Here is a 19752-nt window from a genome sequence, read left to right on the forward strand (position 1 = left end):
ATAGAATGAATAATGAAAAACTAAACAAAACTAAAATATTTGGACGTGAGGAATTACGCGAAGCAGCGGATTCTTTAAAGCAAGGAGAATTAGTTGCTTTTCCAACTGAAACCGTCTTTGGTTTAGGTGCAATAGCCAACAACGACCAAGCTGTCAAACAAGTATTTAAAACTAAAGGACGCCCTTCGGATAATCCGTTAATTGTGCATGTTCACAGTATCGATTCAGTTTATGATTATGTTAATGAAGTGAACGATGTAGCTCTGAAATTAATGGAAACTTTTTGGCCGGGACCTTTAACAATTATCTTTCCGGTGAAAAAAGGTATATTTGCTGAAAGTGTCACACCGAATCAAAAGACTGTGGGGATTCGCATGCCTAATCAATTGGAAACTTTACTTTTAATTGAGATGGTTGGTTTTCCTTTAGTCGGCCCAAGTGCAAATTTATCTGGTAAACCGAGTCCAACGTCCATTGAGCATGTTATTCATGATTTTGATGGAAAGATTGCGGGCGTCGTGAATAATTATTCTGAGTTCACACAAGTAGGTGTTGAGTCAACGGTCGTTTGGCCGACAGCAGAACGCATTGAAATTTTAAGACCAGGGGCTATTACGCAAGCCATGTTAGCCAATGCAACAGGCATTGAAGTGTTAGAGAAATCGAGCGAGGAACAAATGAAAGGTACTACAATTGCCAGTCCAGGTGTGAAGTATACGCATTATAGTCCGAGTCAACCTGTTAAGATGATTGATCCTTCTCATTCGCTTGAAGATTGGAAAGACTTTATTAATGAAACAGATTTAAAGATTGGAATCTTGGCACAGGAACATATTATTTCTGAATTACAGACAAATAGTATTGGCTTCAGTTACTATTCATTAGGGAGCAATGAAGAGCTTGAACAAGCAACTCAACGCCTATTTGCAGGCTTACGTTTCCTTGAAAGTAGTGACTGTGATGTGATTTTTGCGCAGGCATTTGAAGAGACTGATGAAACACATGCATATTTAAACCGTCTTTCTAAAGCATCGTCGAGTATGATATAATATAAAAAAATAACCTGGAGGTGTCACTATGACATTTACTGATGATACATTTGTATTTGAACAGATTAAGAACGAGCAACTACGTCAACAAAATGGGATTGAATTAATTGCGTCTGAGAATTTCGTTTCACCAAGTGTTTTAAAGGCTCAAGGAAGCATTTTGACTAACAAATATGCTGAAGGGTATCCTGGTAGGCGATATTATGGCGGTTGCGAATTTGTTGATAAAATTGAACAAATTGCGATTGATCGAGCAAAAGAATTATTTAATGCTGAGTATGCAAACGTGCAACCACATTCTGGTTCTAGTGCAAACTTAGCTGTTTATCGTGCCTTTTTAGAACCAGGCGACAAAGTTTTAGGTATGGACTTATCTCAAGGTGGTCATCTAACTCATGGTTCGCCAGTCAACTTTAGTGGACAATCTTATGAGATGTATAGTTATGGTGTTGATCCGACGACAGAACTCATTGATTACGATAAACTTGAAGAAATTGCTACAGAAGTCCAACCCAAAATGTTGATTGCTGGTGCAAGTGCTTATTCGCGTGAAATCGACTTTGAACGCATCGGTGACATCGCTAAAAAAGTGGGAGCGATCTATTTTGTAGATATGGCTCACATTGCTGGTTTAGTAGCGGTTGGAGAGCATCCAGATCCTATTCCTTATGCGGATGTTGTAACGACAACAACACATAAGACACTTCGAGGACCTCGTGGTGGGATGATTCTTGCGAAAGAAGAGCATGCGAAGAAATTAAACAAAGCGATATTTCCAGGTATTCAAGGCGGGCCATTGGAGCATGTCATTGCTGCCAAAGCTGTTGCGCTTCATGAAGCATTGCAACCAGCCTTTAAAGATTATATTAAGCAAGTAAAACTCAATGCAAAAGCAATGGCACGAATATTTGATCTAAGTCCACTAAGAATTATTTCAGGCGGCACAGACAATCACTTATTCTTAATTGACGTGACTCCACTTGGCATCACAGGTAAATGGGCACAAGAGCGTTTAGATGCAGTAGGTATCACTGTAAATAAAAACTCAATTCCATTTGATAAAGAATCATTTGTTCAAACAAGTGGTATTCGAATTGGAACAGCTGCAATTACTACACGTGGATTGAAAGAATCAGATGTAGAATTAGTAGCGGATTTTATCCTTGATGCTTTATCAGCAGAAGAGGGCGAAATGTCAGAAATTAAAGACAAGGTCTATGAACTAATGAAAGACCGACCATTATTCAAATAATAAATTATCTTAGGAGGAATAAAATGGCAAAGTTTGAAGTAGTAAATCATCCATTAATTCAACATAAACTAACAATTATTAGAGATAAAGATTGTTCAACAAAGGTATTTCGTGAAGTAACAAATGAAATTGGTATGTTGATGGCTTATGAAATTACGAGAGATCTTCCCTTAGAAGATATTGAAATTGAAACACCGATTATGAAAACAACTCAAAAACAAATCGCTGGTAAAAAATTGGCAATTGTCCCAATCTTACGTGCAGGTTTAGGTATGGTAGATGGAATCATGGACATGATTCCAGCAGCTCGTGTTGGACATATCGGCGTGTATCGTGATCCTGATACGTTAGAAGCCATTGAATATTTTGCTAAATTCCCACAAGATATCGACGAGCGTCGTGTGTTCGTTGTTGATCCAATGCTTGCGACAGGAGTTTCTGCAATCACTGCACTTAACCAATTAACAACAAAGTATAATGTAAAAGAAGATAACATTACATTTGTTTGTTTAGTAGCAGCACCAGAAGGAATAAAAGCTTTACAAGAAGCGCATCCAAATGTAGATATCTACACTGCAGCTTTAGATGAGAAACTAAACGAACATGGTTATATCATCCCAGGTCTAGGAGATGCTGGAGATCGAATTTTTGGAACAAAATAATTAATTTACAATTCATTCAAAAAAGCGAATATGCTATTCATGATGACTGGACACAGACGAAGTTTAGAAATTTACTAGAATATATAATGTATTCATAGTATAATAAACGGCTGAAACGGTAAGTGTACTTTGTACCCCATCTTAATAGTTATATTCGTTTTTTAATGTCTACAAAGATGATTGACTAAATAAATCAAAAATATCAATTTGAAGGAGCAGTAATATGGATCAAAGGCAATTTTTCTCAGGCTTTTACAAGCATTCGATATCCAAGCGATTAGAATTAATGGAATCATGGCTGGGTTTATCTATTAATTCAGCGGATACCATGTTGCCGGAAGCCTATGCGAATCAAATGATAGAAAATTATTTATTTAATTATCATTTACCTCTAGGTGTAGCAGTTAATCTTAAAGTGAATAATGCTGAGTATGTAGTTCCGATGGCAATAGAGGAGCCATCTGTGATTGCAGCGGCCAGTTTTGGAGCTAAATTACTAGGAAATATTCAGGCGGAAACGAAAGAGCGACTGCTAATTGGACAAATTATTATGACAGTTCAACAATCTATGGCTGAAATTCAACAGATTATTAAAGAGAATAAGGCGAAGCTTCTCGACATTGCTTCTCAAGCAAGTGCGTCCATGGTCAGACGTGGCGGGGGGCCAAGAGATATTTGGGTTGAAGAGAAAGAGCATCCTAATCGCAATTACATCAGTATTTATTTATCACTTGATCCCTGTGACGCTATGGGTGCTAATGTGATTAATACTGTCTTAGAAGCACTTTCTCCAACGATGGAATCCATCATTGAAGGTGAAGTCTTAATGAGTATATTATCCAATTACCAAGCACAGGCATTAACTATTGCTTCAGCCAAAGTACCATTTGCTCGCTTAAGCAATGATAAAGACGAAGCGATTAGTTTAGCAGAGCGTCTTGAGATGGCTTCAGACTATGCTTGGTTAGATCCCTACCGTGCTACAACACATAATAAAGGAATCATGAATGGAATTGATGCCGTAGTTATTGCAACTGGAAATGATTGGAGAGCAATTGAAGCAGGCGCTCATGCCTATGCGGTCAAAGACGGGCAATACCGTTCACTGACTAAGTGGCAAGTAAATTATGAAAATGAAATGTTAGAAGGTAGCATTGAGATACCGTTACAAGTTGCTACTGTTGGCGGTACATTATCATCCCATCCAACCGCAAAACTTGCCTTACAAATGCTCAATATCACATCAGCTAAAGATTTATCAAATGTCATCGCGTCTGTTGGCCTCGTACAAAACTTTGCTGCTATGAGAGCTTTAGTTAGTGAAGGCATCCAAAAGGGACATATGCGCATGCAAGCACGTGCTTTAGCCATGCAGGTAGGCGCAACAATAAAAGAAATACCGGCTGTTGTGACTCAGTTAAGTGAAGCTGGGCAAATGAACCGGGATACAGCAAGAAAGATTTTAGACGGAATACGGAAATAGAGATAGAGAAGGAGTGGATTCAAATCGTAAAGGTAGGAATCGATCAAATTACATTTCACGTACCAAATCACTACGTTGATATGGTTGAATTAGCAAAAGCTAGAGACATTGATCCAAATAAATTCTTAATTGGTATTGGGCAAGAGAAAATGGCTGTACCAACCATTGAAGAAGATATCGTTGCTATGGCAGCAAATGCAGCCAACAAAATTGTAACTAAAGAAGATAAAGAATTAATTGATCAAGTTATCTTCGCTACAGAATCCGGTTTTGATTTCTCAAAATCAGCTGCGACTTACATTCACCAAATGCTAGGTATTCAACCTTTTTCTAAAGCTTACGAAGTGAAACATGCTTGTTACGGAGGAACAGCAGGACTTATATCTGCATTTAATTACATAAAGCTGAACCCAGAACGAAAAGTTTTAGTGATAATGTCAGATATCTCACGCTATGGACTCAACTCGGGTGGGGAAGCGACTCAAGGTGCAGGCGCAATTGCCATGTTAGTAACTGCAAATCCTCGCATCTTAGCATTAGATAGCGAAACACTAAGTCTGACAGAAAATCAGTTCGACTTCTGGCGTCCGTCATACGCCGAAGTACCATATGTACAAGGTAAATACTCGACAGAACTATACATTGAAATGTTCAATACGATTATAGAAGAGTATGCAAAACGTTACCCTGAACGCCTAAGTGATTTACAAGCCATCTCATTCCACTTACCATTTACAAAGATGGGACGTAAATGTCTGCAATCTTTAGAGAACAAAGAAGAAACGAATATTAACCCAGAGTTAGTTGAAAGATGGTTTAGTCATTATCAAGACTCAACTTTTATTGGTCGCCAAGTTGGGAATGTTTATACAGGATCATTATACTTAAGCTTAATTTCTTTACTGAACTTCGATGACAATCTTGAAGAAGGACAAAGAATCGGGATGTTTAGTTATGGATCTGGTGCGGTTGCAGAATTATTCACAGGTACTTTACAACCAGGCTTCAAAGAAAATATTTCTAAAGAAGGTACGTTATTACACTTAAATCGACGAGAAAGACTAGATATCAAAGCTTATGAAGAGAATTTCGAAAAAACACTTTCTAATGAAGATGGAGTCATCGAAGTTGTCAAAAATAAAGAAACACTTCATCCAGGGTTCTACTTAGATCGCATTGATGATCACCGTAGATACTATAATGAAATAACAACAAAATAATTTAAGATTAAACTAGAACAATTCATCATTTGTTCTAGTTTTTTGTATAAAATAATATTATTAACTAGCCAAGAATATGATAGCGTATTCAGATTCAATTTAAGAATATTAAAATTTGTTTGTTAGTAAAATTTAAGTCAAAGAAAGTTAAGAATTACTTAAATTTGATTAAATGGCGAAATTGTAATATTTGTAAAAGGGGTAGTTGTAAACTTATAAGAGCAATGTTTGAATTATTACACTTATCTTTATTAAAATTTAATTTTGACAAGTCTGGAATTTGGATAAAATAAATCTGTTTAATTAAATTTGATTTTATGCTATGATAATTCCGAACTAGAAAGGTGGGCGTAGTATGGCGATTTTTAATGGTATGGCAGTACTTGTTGTCCGTTTTACGTTTATCCTATTGAGTTATATGGTCTTTAAAGATATTAATTGGCGTCAGTTTTTTTCTGAGCGCAAATATTACATGGCACAGTACGCGTGTATATTAGTTAGTATCGCAGTTGGACATGTAGCAGGTTCGTTCGTACTGACGATCATTGAGGTACTTCAAAATATATTTTTGAGTAGCTTTCTATAAATATTATATTTTTTTGTCGTAAGCTCCAATGCGACAAAATACTTAAAGGGGATTATTTTAAAATGCAAGAAATTATTGTTCAAGGTGGAAATCGCCTAGAAGGTACGGTAAAGGTTGAGGGAGCAAAAAATGCCGTTTTACCTATTTTAGCAGCATCAATTTTGGCAGAAACTGGTGTGACTGAACTAACGAATGTACCTATTTTATCTGATGTTTTGACAATTAATGAATTATTAACGAATATTCAAGTAGAAAATTCATTTAACGAAGAAGCAAACGAAATGAAAATTGACGCGACTGGTGAAGTTAAAACAATCGCTGACTATGATTTCGTAAGTAAAATGAGAGCATCAATTGTAGTCATGGGTCCATTATTAGCTCGTTTTGGACATGCAAAAGTAGCTATGCCGGGTGGGTGTGCCATTGGGACTAGACCCATTGACTTACACTTAAAAGGCTTTGAAGCACTTGGTGCTAAGATTAACAGCCAAGCTGGTTACGTAGAAGCAACAGCATCTAAATTAAAAGGTGCAAGAATCTATTTAGATTTCCCAAGTGTGGGTGCGACTGAGAATATTATGATGGCTGCAGTCTTAGCAGAAGGAGAAACAATCATCGAAAACGTAGCTCGTGAACCAGAAATCGTTGATTTAGCTAATTTCCTTAACAAAATGGGTGCTAAAATTGTCGGCGCAGGAACAGAAATGATTAAAATTAAAGGTGTTGAATCACTCCACGGTGTGAAGCATTCTGTTATTCCTGACCGAATTGAAGCAGGAACATTCATTGTTGCAGCCGCTGTAACACAAGGGGATGTTTTTGTTGAAGGTGCCATTCGCGATCACAACAAACCATTAATCAGTAAATTAACTGAAATGGGTGTTGAGTTTGAAGAATATACAAATGGAATCCGTGTTAAAGGACCAAAAACATTAAAAGCAACAGATGTTAAGACACTTCCTTATCCTGGTTTCCCAACAGATATGCAAGCACAAATGTCAATTGCACAATTATTGGCTGGTGGAAGCAGTGCTCTAACAGAGACAGTCTTTGAGAATCGCTTTATGCATTTTGAAGAATTACGTCGTATGAGTGCTAAATTTACAATTGAGCGTCAGACTGCTGTTATGTATGGACCAACTGAATTCAGTGGTGCAAGTGTAAAAGCAACTGACTTAAGAGCTGCAGCCGCATTAATTATTGCTGGTTTAGTAGCGAAGGGATTAACTCGCGTTTCAGAATTAAAAAACTTAGACCGTGGATATTATAAATTCCATGAGAAATTAGCTAACTTAGGTGCTAATATTGAACGTGTAGAAATTCAACCAATTGTTTCTGAATCTAATAAAACTAAAGTACTCGCTTAAAGTACAGAAAATAGATGGGTGAAAATACATGAGCAGAGATATCGGAATCGACTTAGGTACTGCGAATGTTTTGATTCATCTTAAAGGTCGAGGGGTCATATTAAATGAACCTTCAGTCGTTGCTTTAGATAAGCAGACTCAAGAAGTCATCGCTATTGGTAATGAAGCGTATGAAATGATTGGTAGAACAGCAGATTCGATTGAAATCATAAAGCCATTAAAAGGTGGCGTGATTGCAGATTATGATATTGCAGAAGCACTTCTTGTACTTTTCTTTCAAAAAATCCACTCACAGAGATGGTTTACAAAGCCAAATGTACTTATTTGTCGACCATCGAATATAAGTGAGATTGAACAAACAGCACTTGTTGAAGCGATTGAAAAAGCAGGTGGCGGCAAGATTTTTATGGAAGAAGAGCCCAAAGTGGCGGGAGTTGGCGCTGGAATTGATTTACTAGATCCCTCAGGGAATATGGTTATTGATATCGGCGGTGGCACTTCTGATATTGCAATAATTTCAGGTGGCGACATTATTCAAAGTACATCATTAAAGATTGCTGGGGATGATTTTGACGCTAGTATAATTCAATACTTCAAAGATAAATACAAACTGCTCATTGGTGAACGGTCTGCGGAGCAAATTAAAATTGATTTAGCTTCAGCAGTGTTCATTGAGAATCAAGCTCAATTAGAGACTAAAACATTAAAAGGTCGAGATTTAGTTTCCGGACTACCAAAATCAATTAATGTCACATCGAACCAAATATATGAAGCAATTCATGAACAATTAGCTATGATAGCTAGAGCAGCTAAAGAACTGCTTGAAGACACGCAACCTGAAATTGCGTCTGATATTATGGAAAAAGGAATACTACTTACAGGCGGGGGAGCATTAATCGGTTCTATAGACGTTTTTCTATCCGAGTATTTAAATGTCTCTGCCATTCGTGCCAATCAACCTATGAGTTGTGTAGCGATAGGGACAGGTATTATGCTAGATTTAATTCAATCTGGTAAATTACAACGGACAAATCTATCTTGGCGACAAAAAGTCGCACGCTATTTCTCAAGATTGAAACGCCGTCTCATTGGATAAACTAACGATAGGGGATCGAAATATGTCAGATAAATATATTGAAGACAATGTTTTATTAACCGTCTTAAAAACACTTGGTAAAGTAATATTATTTTTATTATTTATCGTTTTGTTTTTCGTTATTGGTTTATTTATTGGATATTCCATTATAGGTGACGGAAATTACTGGGAAGTGTTAAATCAAGATACATGGCAACATATTCTTGACTTTATAAGATGACAGAATATTTCAAATAAACAAATGAATTGATCGAATGATAAATCAAAGGTTTTTAACACACTAGGTCTAATCAGTGTAAAAGTTAGCTCATGATTTTCATTCGATTTTTTTATTTTAAAAGATTCGGTTTATCCTTTTAGAAATGATTAAAGTTGCTTGTCAAATTGTGTATAATTAAGGGACTGAGAAATAAAGCAAATTAAGCTGAAAGTGGAGGTGTTTTAATGACAAATGAGTTCGTGTTATCGGAATTACTTTTATATATTGTTCCAGTAATCATTATTTTTGTTGTTCAAAAGTACTTGAAATCATATTTGAAGTTTTTTGATAAGTATCCATTGAATTTAGCTATTTTGCTATTACCACTTTGGTTGACATTAATTCATCTTTTTTCAAAATTAATCTTTGGTTTTAGTCTGATCGCATTCATACTTTTTATAACGGCATTTGCCCTAGGTTTGCAATTATATGACTATATCAAACGCATTGATATGTTTACTTTTCAAGAATACTATATGCCTGCTAGTCAATTAATATCCAAAATGTTTTCAGCTTTCTTAGTTGGTTTAGTCCTTTTAAGAGCTTATACATACTTTTAGTAGGAAAATACCCCCACTAATCTTCCACTCGCCCACACCTTTAACAAAGGTTGATAATAAGCTGTTTAGAGCCGTTACTCGAAAGAGTTTCGGCTCTTTTTTTGTTTAAATTTGGTAAATAGTGGTACGAAGTGGAGGGATGTGGTAGAATGAAATTAACTAAAATGGAGGAGGTGTAATAGTCGTGCTCATTGGTGAATATCAACATAATATTGACGTAAAAGGGCGACTGATTATGCCAGCAAAATTCCGTCCAGATTTAGGTCATAACTTTATTATTACTCGTGGTTTAGACGGATGTTTATTCGGCTATCCACTCGAAAATTGGGAAACTATTGAAGAAAAATTACAACAATTACCTTTAGCAAAAAAAGATGCACGTAAATTTACTCGTTTCTTTTACTCAGCTGCCACTGAAGTAGAAGTAGATAAGCAAGGGCGAATAAATTTACCTAAAACACTTATAGACTTCGCTAAAATCGATAAGAGCTGTCGTGTGATCGGCGTATCAGATCGTATCGAGATTTGGAGTAGCGAACGTTGGGAAGAATTTGCAGATAGTATTGAAGAAGATTTTGAGGATATCGCAGAAGACATGATTGATTTTGGATTTTAGAAACGGGGGGATTATGAATGTCATTTGAACATGAGACAGTTCTATTGCATGAAACAATTGATATGTTAGAGATTAATCCGAATGGAACTTATGTAGATTGCACCTTGGGGGGAGCAGGTCACGCTAAGTATTTATTATCTCAATTATCAGAACGCGGACATTTATATGCCTTTGATCAGGATATGACAGCCATTGACAATGCAAAAGTTGTATTAGCAGAAGAGATAGAAGTAGGTAAAGTAACTTTTATTCATCGTAATTTTAGAGAAATCGAGCAAGGTTTAGCAGAATATAATATTGATTATGTTGACGGTATTTATTATGACTTAGGGGTTTCATCTCCACAATTAGATATTGCTGAACGTGGTTTTAGTTACCATCAAGAAGCACGTTTAGATATGAGAATGGATCAAACTCAAGAACTTAGTGCTTACGAAGTTGTGAATGAGTGGGATTTCAATGATTTAATAAGAATTATTAGTCGTTATGGGGAAGAGAAGTTTGCGAAGAGAATTACTCGAGCCATTGAATCAGAAAGAGAAAAAGCACCGATTGAAACGACAACACAATTAAGTGAAATTGTGAAGTTAGCTATACCGGCTGCAACTAGAAGAACAGGTGGACATCCTGCTAAACGAACTTTTCAGGCAATTCGTATCGCTGTGAATGATGAATTAGGCGCACTCGAGGAATCACTGGAAGCAGGGTTGAAATTATTAAAAGTTGGTGGACGTATGAGTGTTATCTCATTCCACTCTTTAGAAGACCGTTTAGTCAAACAGTTATATAGAGAGAAGTCAACGCCACCAGAAACACCACCTAATTTACCAGTACTGCCAGCAGAGCAACAACCGGAATATAAGTTTATTAACCGAAAACCAGTTACTGCTGACTCTGAAGAATTAGAACATAATAATCGAGCTCGAAGTGCAAAACTTAGAGTCATCGAACGTACGACAATTAAAGAATAGATTTAAAGGATTTAGGAGGCCTCGGATGTCAGAACTATTAGAAAAGGCAAATTATAATGAAGAGCAATATTTTGAACGGAAATTAGGAAATCATTATGATAATTCTCAATCTGTTGCCTCGCCAAACTATAGTGTACCAGCAAGTGATCAACCATTTGAAGAACAAGAAAATAATGTTTCCAAAAAGAAAAGAAAGCTATCTAAATTTGAAACAATCTGGTTATCTCTTTGTAGTATAATAGCCGTTGGAGCAATCATGGCTAGTTTCTTTATTAGAGTGGATATTATTGAGCAACAACGTTCAATCAATAATTTAGAAGATTCTATTACAGAATACCGTTCTAATACTGATATTTTAAATAGTCAAATTACTGACCAATTCAATTATCAACAAATTAAAGAAGCAGCGGATAGCAACAATATGACTATTGAGAAAGACAGAGTTAGGACTGTTGAGAGATGAGCGAAAAACAAAGCAATCATTCTAATTTAAATATATTATTATTAATAGGCGTCGCAGCTATAACATTTATTTTGTTAGGTGCACGCTTCTTTCAATTAAACGTAACACAGTCTTCGCATGGTGAGGATTTAGTAGAATATATCGAAGATTCACAAGACCCAAGAAGTAGTATCATCGAAGCAAAACGTGGCACGATTTATGACATTAAAGGTCAGCCGATTGCGATTGATACTACTTCTTATTCCATGTATGCAGTATTGCAAGGGGGTAATGGCTACGACGCAGTTGAAGACAGGGATTACACTGCTAAAGTATTAAGTAATTATATTGATATGACCCGTGATGAGGTCTTGGATATACTATTAAACTATGAGGCGATTCAAGTTGAATTTGGTACAGCGGGTAGTAATATGAGTCAAGAAACTCGCGATGCCATTGAAGAAGAGGATTTACCAGGAGTTTATTTTGTAAGTCAAAGTTCCAGACAATACGTGAACGATTACTTCAGTTCACATCTGATAGGCTATGCGTCGAAGCAAGAACAGAATAATTCTTGGATGCCGACAGCGGATATCTTAACTGGGCAAATCGGAATTGAATCAGCTTATGATGCTGAATTAAGTGGGCAAAACACCATTGAAAATAATCCTGACCTGGTTGAAAGAACGCGAACATTATTGGGTGAAGATATTTATCTAACTTTAGATAGCCGACTCCAACATTATATGGAAGAGTTACTTGATTATTCATATAATAAGTATCAACCTGAAGAGATGAGTGCTTATTTGGTCGAAGTTGAGACTGGTAAGTTATTAACAGCTGCTCAAAGACCGACATTTAAGTTGAATACTCGTGAAGGAATTGAGACGCAATGGACCAACCAATTGGTTGAAGAAGTTTATGAGCCAGGTTCAACCATGAAGATATTAACACAAGGAACAGCTTATGATATGGGCGTTTATAAACCCGATGAATTAGTTGAGACCGGTTCAACAGAAATTGAAGATGTGACGGTTCGAGACTATAACTTGTACGGTTGGGGACCGATTACTTTTGATGAAGGATTATCTAGATCAAGTAATGTGACAATTGTCGAATTAATTCGCCGTATCGGCATAGATAAATGGACGACTCAATTATCTGAATTTGGTTTCGGTCAAACAACGGGATCAGGATTGGCAAATGAAGCAACAGGAACAGTAGAGTTTGATAATCCGGTTTCTGCAACCATGTCTGGTTTCGGACAAGGATTTGCGACAACACCCATTCAATTATTGCAAGCATTCACTTCGATTGCTAACGATGGGAAAATGATGAAAATTCAATACCTTAACGGCATTGGAGAGAATGATGAATTTCAACCAATTGAGGTTAATCAACCAATCTCAGAAGAAGCAGCTGACCATATCGTTGATTTAATGGTTAATACTGTGAATGAAGATTATGGTACAGCTCAAGAATATAGTGTGCCTGGCGTTCAGATAGCAGCTAAAACAGGTACGGCACAAATTGCCAATCCAGATGGCTTAGGTTATTTAGAAGGTGCCAATGATTATTATTTCTCAGTTGTTTCATTTTTCCCGGCCGAGGATCCGAAATATATGTTGTATTTCTCAATGAAACGACCAACCAATGATCATAATTTAATGGGATCGCAAATATTAGCTGAGATATTTAGACCTTTTGTGGAATATGTATCAGTTTATGAATAGAAAGTAGGACTACGATGGAACAAAAAGAATTAATAAACGTATTATATGATGCACATATAATTAATACGCAGTATTTAGAAACTGAAGTGTCTAGTTTAGTAAATGATACGCGTAAAGTAGAAAATAATTCATGCTTTATTGCTATCAAAGGCGAGAACTTTGATGGGCATCAAGCGATTGAAGACGTAATTAACAAGGGAGCAAAATTAATCATTGTTGAAGATTTGCCCCAAGAGCCAGAGCAACTTGATGCAACCATCGTGCAAGTAACATCAACTTTCCGTACTCAAGCGATACTTGCAAACCAATATTACAATGAACCGTCAACAAAGCTAAATGTTGTTGCGGTAACTGGGACTAATGGGAAGACAACAACGAGTAATATGATTAGTCAATTACTCGAAAGTCTCGATCGTAAGACAGGTGTGATTGGAACCTTGCATTATAAAGTAGGGGACAAATATTATCCTGCAGTAAATACAACACCGAATGCTTTAGAGATGCAGAGATTATTCAATGAAATGGTTGAAACAGGCTGTGAAGATGCTATCATTGAGGCGTCTTCTCACGCATTAGCTTTAGGACGCTTATCGTTTACTGATATTGATTGTGCCATCTTTACGAATTTAACACGAGAACATTTGGACTTCCATTCAACTATGGAAGGTTATGCAAATGCGAAAAGTCTTTTGTTTAGTCATTTAGGACAAAGTTTCCATAATGACCGACCAAGACTTGCAATATTAAATATGGATGATCCATACCATACGACGATGGCAGAAGTAACTAGTGCCGATATTGTGACATATAGTTTAGAGCATCCTCAAGCTACAGCTTATGCACATTCAATTACTGAGAAAAATGGTAAGACTGAATTTATTATTGATTACAAAAAAGAGTCATTTACAGTAGAAATACCGATGCGTGGATCTTACAACGTTTCGAATTATTTGGCAGCATTTTTAACATTGAGTAAATATTACCAATATACAATAGATGATATTCTGAAAGCGACTCAAGATTTTACTGGTGTCACTGGACGTATGCAAGTTGTTGATGAAGGACAAGATTTCGAAGTGATTGTTGACTTTGCACATTCACCCGATGCACTTGAACGAGTAATGCAAGAACTCATTGAACATAAAACAGATGATCAAAAACTCATTGCCTTGATGGGACATAGTGGCGGAAACCGCGATAGTGGGATGCGGAAACCATTAGGAGATATCTTATTTAAGTATGCGGATGAAATTGTATTCACTGCTGACAATCCAAGGTTTGAGCCAGTAGAAAAAATTGTCAATGAAATGATTGGTTTACATCATAATGATAATAAACCTTATTCAATTATAAAAGATAGAGTAGTAGCAGTACAACAAGCCATTGACATTGCTCAAAAAAATGATATTGTCTTATTCGCGGGTAAAGGTGGAGAACCTTACCAAGTCATTGGAAACGACAATATACCTTACGATGAAGTGCAAACAGTTATTGATGCTATCCATCGTAAACAGTTATAAAAACTAAGGAGTGAACGAAAAATTGAATATTATCTTACCAATCGTGACTAGTTTTTTATTAACAGTCATTGCGATGCCTTTTTTCATCCAATACTTTAATAAAAAGAAACTAGGTCAAACAACACGGGAAGATGGCCCATTATGGCATGAAGTAAAAACTGGGACACCAACTATGGGAGGAACAGTATTTATCCTAGCTATTTTATTTGCGATGTTAATCTTTGGCTTTATCCAAACGTCTTACTCAGGTGAGTTCTGGATGATTTGGCTAGCGTTCTTATTATTTGGAGCCATTGGTTTTATTGATGATTTTATAAGTATTTTCAAAAAAAGAAATGAAGGGTTAACTGCTAAACAGAAGTTTTTAACACAATTATTATTTGCTTTTGTTATTGCATTAATTGCCATGGTAACAAATCAACATATTTTCATACCATTTTTTGGTTTTGAAATCTCTAACATTCTGTTAGTAGGATTATTCATGTTTATCTGGATTACTGGCTTTTCAAATGCAGTGAATTTAACGGACGGTTTAGATGGTTTAGCGACCGGCTTAAATATTATTGCGTATGGCGCGTATTACTTTATCGCCGCAGCTGAAGGGAACTCAACTGTAGCAACAGCTTCATTGATTGTAGTTGGATCGTTAGTTGGATTTTTAATCTTTAATCGTAAACCAGCGAAGATTTTTATGGGGGACGTTGGTTCACTTGCCTTAGGAGCAGGACTGGCAGTGATGTCATCCGTACTTAATAATCCATGGAGTTTATTAATTATTGGTTTTGTCTTTGTAGTTGAAACAGTAAGTGTTATGCTTCAAGTATTATCCTTCAAGACTCGAGGAAAAAGAATATTTAAGATGGCACCAATTCACCACCATTTCGAAATGCTTGGTTGGAGTGAATCAAAAGTGGTAAATGTATTTTGGGCTGTCGGATTAATTAGTGCATTGATTGCATTATTTATCTTTTAATAGGGAGCGATTTTTAGAATGGGAACGAACGAGAATTTATCAGACAAAGAAATACTAGTGTTAGGCTACGCAAGAACAGGGAAAAGTGTAGCTGAGTTCCTAGTTAAACAACAAGCAAATGTAACGATTAATGACCGAGGGGATCTATCACAAGACCCGTCGGTTACTTTGCTTTTAGAAGATGGCGTCCAAATCGTCGATGGTGGGCATCCTTTAGAACTCTTTGATAAGTATTTTGATATGATTATCAAAAACCCCGGGATTCCTTATTCAATTCCTTTTTTACAAAAAGCGATTGAAAAAAACATCCCAATTTATACAGATGTTGAGCTTGCTTCAAGATTTAGTAAGGCATCGATCATAGGTATTACAGGTAGTAATGGTAAAACAACGACAACAAGTTTACTGAGAGAATTATTAACTGAAAGAGAAAAAGGGAATGCTTACCTTGCTGGAAATATTGGCATCCCAACTTTAGATGTTATTGATCAAGCGACAAAAGATGATGACATCGTCATGGAATTATCTAGTTTCCAATTAGCTGGAACTGAACAATTTCACGCTGAAATTGCGGTCATTACCAATATTTATGAAGCTCATTTGGACTATCATCGTACACGTGAAGAATATGCCAAAGCCAAATTAAAGATTTTAGCCAATCAAACACAGGATGACCAAATCGTATATCGTTATGATAATGCTGAATTACATCATTGGGTTAAAGAATTTAAAGGGCAACTTATTCCATTCTCAATTGAAATAATCGATGAGTTTGTCCGATCGCATGGTGCTTATGTTGAAGGTGAATGGATATACTTTAAAGAAGAGCAAATTATACCATTATCAGATATTCAAATTCCTGGTAGCCATAATGTCGAGAATGTCCTAGCGGCTGTGGCAGTTGCAAAAATAAAAGGCATTTCGAACCAAGAAATTTCTAACATAGTCAGAGAGTACAAAGGGATGCGTCATAGAATTCAGCCGGTAGCTAATGTCAGTGGACGAAGTTTCTACAATGATTCAAAAGCTACCAATATTACCGCTACGATTACTGCTTTAAATAGTTTCAAGCAACCCATTCGATTTATTGGTGGTGGCTTAGATCGTGGTAATGAATTTGATGAGTTAATACCCTTTCTTAAGAACGTATCAGGAGCTTATCTTTACGGTGAAACCAAAGACAAAATGGCAAAAGCCTTTAAAGCTGCGGGCGTTAACTCGATTGAAATTTTTGATGATTTAGTAGAAGCTACATCAAAAGCTTACCGTGAAGCAAGACAAGGTGAAGTCGTCTTATTATCACCAAGCTGTGCGAGCTGGGATCAATATCAAAACTTTGAAATTCGTGGTGACGTTTATATCGATACCATTGAACAATTATTACTAGAAGAACCATATACGGATGAATAGGAGTATCATATTATGAAAATCAATCGAATCATCTTATCTGGTGGAGGGACTGGGGGACATATTTATCCAGCTCTTGCAATCTATAATCGAATGAAAGAACTCAATCCGGACTTAGAATGTTTATACATCGGTACAGACAAAGGTCTCGAAGCAAGTATTGTTCCAAAAGCGAATATTGACTTTAAATCCATTGAAATATCTGGTTTAAAACGCAGTTTATCGCTAGATAATATTAAAGTCGCTTGGCAAATGTTAACGAGCACACAAAAAGCGAAGAAATTAATCAAAGAATTTCAACCTGAATTAGTCATTGGAACTGGCGGTTTCGTATGTGCACCTGTCCTTTATGGGGCAACTCAATTAGGTATTCCGACACTGATTCATGAACAAAATAGTGTCGCAGGAGTAACTAATAAATTCTTAAGTCGCTTTGTAGATAAAGTTGCGACGTCTTTTTATGAAGTTGAGAATGACTTTGCAAAAGTCAGTCAAAAAGTGGCATTTACTGGAAACCCAAGAGGACAAGAAGTAACAAACTATGCTAAAGATGAGCATATTCTATCAAAAAATTATGGCTTTAATGATCAATTACCAACGGTACTAATATTTGGAGGTAGTCGTGGTGCGCCAGCTATTAATAAAGCAGCTGTAGAATCCATCGAAGACTTTGCTAAGAAAGAGTACCAGGTAATTATTGGGACAGGTTCAGTTCATCATTCAGAATGGATGAATTATATAGAAGACAACCAGATTAAAATACCTAATAATGTTAAAATAGTTCCATACATTGATAACATGCCAGCACTATTTCAAAGAATTGATCTAGTCGTTTGCAGAAGTGGTGCAACGACCTTAGCAGAATTGACAACACTTGGACTTCCTAGTATTTTAATTCCTAGTCCATATGTTACGAATAATCATCAAGAGATGAATGCCATAGCATTAGTGAATAATCAGGCTGCTGAAATGATAAAAGAAAGTCAACTTGACTCAAGTCAATTAGTTCATACGATTGACCGAATGATACTAGATCAAACAGCATTAAATGAAATGGCAGAAAATGCTAAAAAATTAGGTACGCCACATGCAATAGATGATATTATTAAATTAGTTGAATCTATTTAATAAATAATTAAGACTAAATATTTTCGAGGAGGTGAAAGCTATGAGTAATAATGAGCGGCGAGGAAATTATCGAACAGGGCCTCAAAATACGCCAAATAATCGGAAATCAAACAGTCCTGAAACAAGGCAATCTAGACCGGTAAACGAACCATCTCAACCGATTCGTGGAAACTATCGCATCGATAGTAATGGAAATCCGATTATACCAAAGCAAAGCGGCATAACAAATCGCGATGAACTTGAGCAAGATTATTTCAGTCGGACTCAACATACACAAGCTGAAGGGAACCGGAACCGAGAAGAACAGTATCAACCGAATCAAGTTATTCATCCGATACCTCCTCAGTCAGGTCCTGTTCAACAGCGACGAGTATATCAAATGGATGAGTACAGACGCGATCAGAATGAATCTAATAGTCGTGCGAATCAACCAAATAGTCGAAACTTTGACGAACCCCAATCAAACACTCGTGAGAGAGCAACTAGACAGCAAAATCAGAATTTGAATCAAAGGCGAAATCAAAATCTGAACAGAAATCAGAACTTTAATCGAAATTACTCTGGCAATAAACCTTCTCGAAGAAACCAACCTCAAGGTAGTCGAACCAATTGGTATTATAACTTGCACCAAAAGGTCAATAGACAGATGAACAAGAGTTCTAATGCGACCCTGCCAGAGGGTAAGACTGTACTATTTGCGGTTTTTGCATTAATATACCTAACAATGCTAGTGACGGGTTGGAAATTAATGCCGTTTAATAAAGTGAATAATTTAGTCGTCACGGGAACCGAGCTTGTTCCGAAAACGTTTGTAAAAGGATCGTCTCGAATATATAAATTCGATGAAGTAGATGAAGTAATGAGCCAAAGACAAGAGATTGAAGCGACAATTAAAGAGGAAAATCCTTTAATTGAAAGTGTCGTATTTAATCGACCTGATTGGAAACAATTAGAAATTAATGTCGTCGAACATGACCTTGTGGGGTTAATTAACCAAGATGGTTACCATCCAGTCTTGAATAACGGTGAGATTCTGAATGTATCCGGAAACCAAGAATTAGCAAATATAGCCAATGAAGCATTACCAGAATTAATCGGCTTCGATACAAGTGGTAAACTGACGGAAGTTGCACAAGGTTTACGTCAAATTGATCCAAATATATTAGCTATGATGGAGACCGTTACTTCCGCTGATGACGAAAATAAACCGAACGCCATAGTTGTTGAAATGGAAGATGGAAATACCATAAATGCCATAATTTCGACTTTTGCTCAAAAAGTACAATATTATCCGGATATTATAAGACAATTAGACGGGCAAACCGGAGTGATTAATTTTGAAGTCGGTGCATACTTCACACCAGCAGAAAATTCTGCTAATAGTGTCAAACTTGATAATAATTAAGATAAGTTATATGTAATTATTTT

At 36.4% G+C, this 19752-nt stretch carries 19 protein-coding genes; all 19 read left to right on the top strand.

Translation table 11 applies throughout. The features are described 5' to 3' along the window. Nucleotides 1-5 precede the first annotated feature (5 nt). The 19 genes from ACEN3Z_RS04155 (at nucleotide 6) to ACEN3Z_RS04245 (ending at nucleotide 19729) form a co-directional block, all read left to right on the top strand. Nucleotides 6-1049, top strand: a complete 1044-nt coding sequence (locus ACEN3Z_RS04155; RefSeq protein WP_407089750.1) for an L-threonylcarbamoyladenylate synthase — start codon at nucleotides 6-8, stop codon at nucleotides 1047-1049. Nucleotides 1050-1077: 28 nt separating this feature from the next. Further along, nucleotides 1078-2301 (top strand): serine hydroxymethyltransferase, encoded by a 1224-nt coding sequence (gene glyA, locus ACEN3Z_RS04160; RefSeq protein ID WP_407089751.1) that lies wholly within the window; start codon nucleotides 1078-1080, stop codon nucleotides 2299-2301. A 23-nt stretch (nucleotides 2302-2324) separates the two neighbouring features. Next, nucleotides 2325-2963: a uracil phosphoribosyltransferase gene (upp, locus tag ACEN3Z_RS04165; protein WP_407089752.1), complete on the top strand. Its 639-nt coding sequence runs from the start codon at nucleotides 2325-2327 to the stop codon at nucleotides 2961-2963. A 223-nt stretch (nucleotides 2964-3186) separates the two neighbouring features. Further along, nucleotides 3187-4446 carry a hydroxymethylglutaryl-CoA reductase, degradative gene (locus tag ACEN3Z_RS04170; RefSeq protein ID WP_407089753.1) on the top strand — a complete coding sequence of 420 codons (1260 nt, stop codon included), beginning with the start codon at nucleotides 3187-3189 and terminating at the stop codon, nucleotides 4444-4446. Between the two features lie 38 nt (nucleotides 4447-4484). Beyond that, entirely contained in the window at nucleotides 4485-5666 is a 1182-nt protein-coding gene (locus tag ACEN3Z_RS04175; RefSeq protein WP_407089775.1) for a hydroxymethylglutaryl-CoA synthase, read from the top strand. 355 nt (nucleotides 5667-6021) lie between these two features. Then, on the top strand, nucleotides 6022-6252 hold the full coding sequence (locus ACEN3Z_RS04180; RefSeq protein WP_407089754.1) for a DUF1146 family protein: 231 nt from the start codon (nucleotides 6022-6024) through the stop codon (nucleotides 6250-6252). A gap of 62 nt (nucleotides 6253-6314) precedes the next feature. Then, nucleotides 6315-7619, top strand: coding sequence for a UDP-N-acetylglucosamine 1-carboxyvinyltransferase (gene murA / locus ACEN3Z_RS04185; protein ID WP_407089755.1), 1305 nt, complete (start codon nucleotides 6315-6317; stop codon nucleotides 7617-7619). A 28-nt stretch (nucleotides 7620-7647) separates the two neighbouring features. Further along, entirely contained in the window at nucleotides 7648-8715 is a 1068-nt protein-coding gene (locus ACEN3Z_RS04190; protein WP_407089756.1) for a rod shape-determining protein, read from the top strand. Nucleotides 8716-8737: 22 nt separating this feature from the next. Beyond that, the gene (locus ACEN3Z_RS04195; RefSeq protein WP_218931105.1) at nucleotides 8738-8935 is read left to right on the top strand and encodes a DNA-directed RNA polymerase subunit beta; all 198 of its coding nucleotides are present in this window, start codon (nucleotides 8738-8740) and stop codon (nucleotides 8933-8935) included. A 224-nt stretch (nucleotides 8936-9159) separates the two neighbouring features. Then, nucleotides 9160-9534, top strand: coding sequence for a hypothetical protein (locus ACEN3Z_RS04200; RefSeq protein WP_407089757.1), 375 nt, complete (start codon nucleotides 9160-9162; stop codon nucleotides 9532-9534). Between the two features lie 184 nt (nucleotides 9535-9718). Next, a complete protein-coding gene (gene mraZ / locus ACEN3Z_RS04205) occupies nucleotides 9719-10150 on the top strand; it encodes a division/cell wall cluster transcriptional repressor MraZ (protein ID WP_407089758.1) in 432 nt (143 codons plus the stop codon). 17 nt (nucleotides 10151-10167) lie between these two features. After that, entirely contained in the window at nucleotides 10168-11121 is a 954-nt protein-coding gene (rsmH, locus tag ACEN3Z_RS04210; RefSeq protein WP_407089759.1) for a 16S rRNA (cytosine(1402)-N(4))-methyltransferase RsmH, read from the top strand. A 25-nt stretch (nucleotides 11122-11146) separates the two neighbouring features. Then, nucleotides 11147-11584, top strand: a complete 438-nt coding sequence (locus ACEN3Z_RS04215; RefSeq protein ID WP_407089760.1) for a hypothetical protein — start codon at nucleotides 11147-11149, stop codon at nucleotides 11582-11584. Then, complete coding sequence (locus ACEN3Z_RS04220) at nucleotides 11581-13296, top strand: peptidoglycan D,D-transpeptidase FtsI family protein (RefSeq protein ID WP_407089761.1); 1716 nt, start codon at nucleotides 11581-11583, stop codon at nucleotides 13294-13296. Before ACEN3Z_RS04215 ends, ACEN3Z_RS04220 begins: the two co-directional genes overlap by 4 nt. Before the next feature lie 14 nt (nucleotides 13297-13310). Then, nucleotides 13311-14816 carry a UDP-N-acetylmuramoyl-L-alanyl-D-glutamate--2,6-diaminopimelate ligase gene (locus ACEN3Z_RS04225; protein WP_407089762.1) on the top strand — a complete coding sequence of 502 codons (1506 nt, stop codon included), beginning with the start codon at nucleotides 13311-13313 and terminating at the stop codon, nucleotides 14814-14816. Nucleotides 14817-14889: 73 nt separating this feature from the next. Further along, nucleotides 14890-15789 (top strand): phospho-N-acetylmuramoyl-pentapeptide-transferase, encoded by a 900-nt coding sequence (gene mraY / locus ACEN3Z_RS04230; protein WP_407089776.1) that lies wholly within the window; start codon nucleotides 14890-14892, stop codon nucleotides 15787-15789. 18 nt (nucleotides 15790-15807) lie between these two features. Beyond that, nucleotides 15808-17199 (top strand): UDP-N-acetylmuramoyl-L-alanine--D-glutamate ligase, encoded by a 1392-nt coding sequence (gene murD / locus ACEN3Z_RS04235; protein ID WP_407089763.1) that lies wholly within the window; start codon nucleotides 15808-15810, stop codon nucleotides 17197-17199. Between the two features lie 12 nt (nucleotides 17200-17211). Beyond that, nucleotides 17212-18324 (top strand): undecaprenyldiphospho-muramoylpentapeptide beta-N-acetylglucosaminyltransferase, encoded by a 1113-nt coding sequence (gene murG, locus ACEN3Z_RS04240; protein WP_407089764.1) that lies wholly within the window; start codon nucleotides 17212-17214, stop codon nucleotides 18322-18324. Between the two features lie 40 nt (nucleotides 18325-18364). Then, complete coding sequence (locus ACEN3Z_RS04245) at nucleotides 18365-19729, top strand: cell division protein FtsQ/DivIB (protein ID WP_407089765.1); 1365 nt, start codon at nucleotides 18365-18367, stop codon at nucleotides 19727-19729. Nucleotides 19730-19752 lie beyond the last annotated feature (23 nt).

This window comes from Ruoffia sp. FAM 26254 (genome assembly GCF_045528545.1).
GTDB lineage: Bacteria > Bacillota > Bacilli > Lactobacillales > Aerococcaceae > Ruoffia > Ruoffia halotolerans.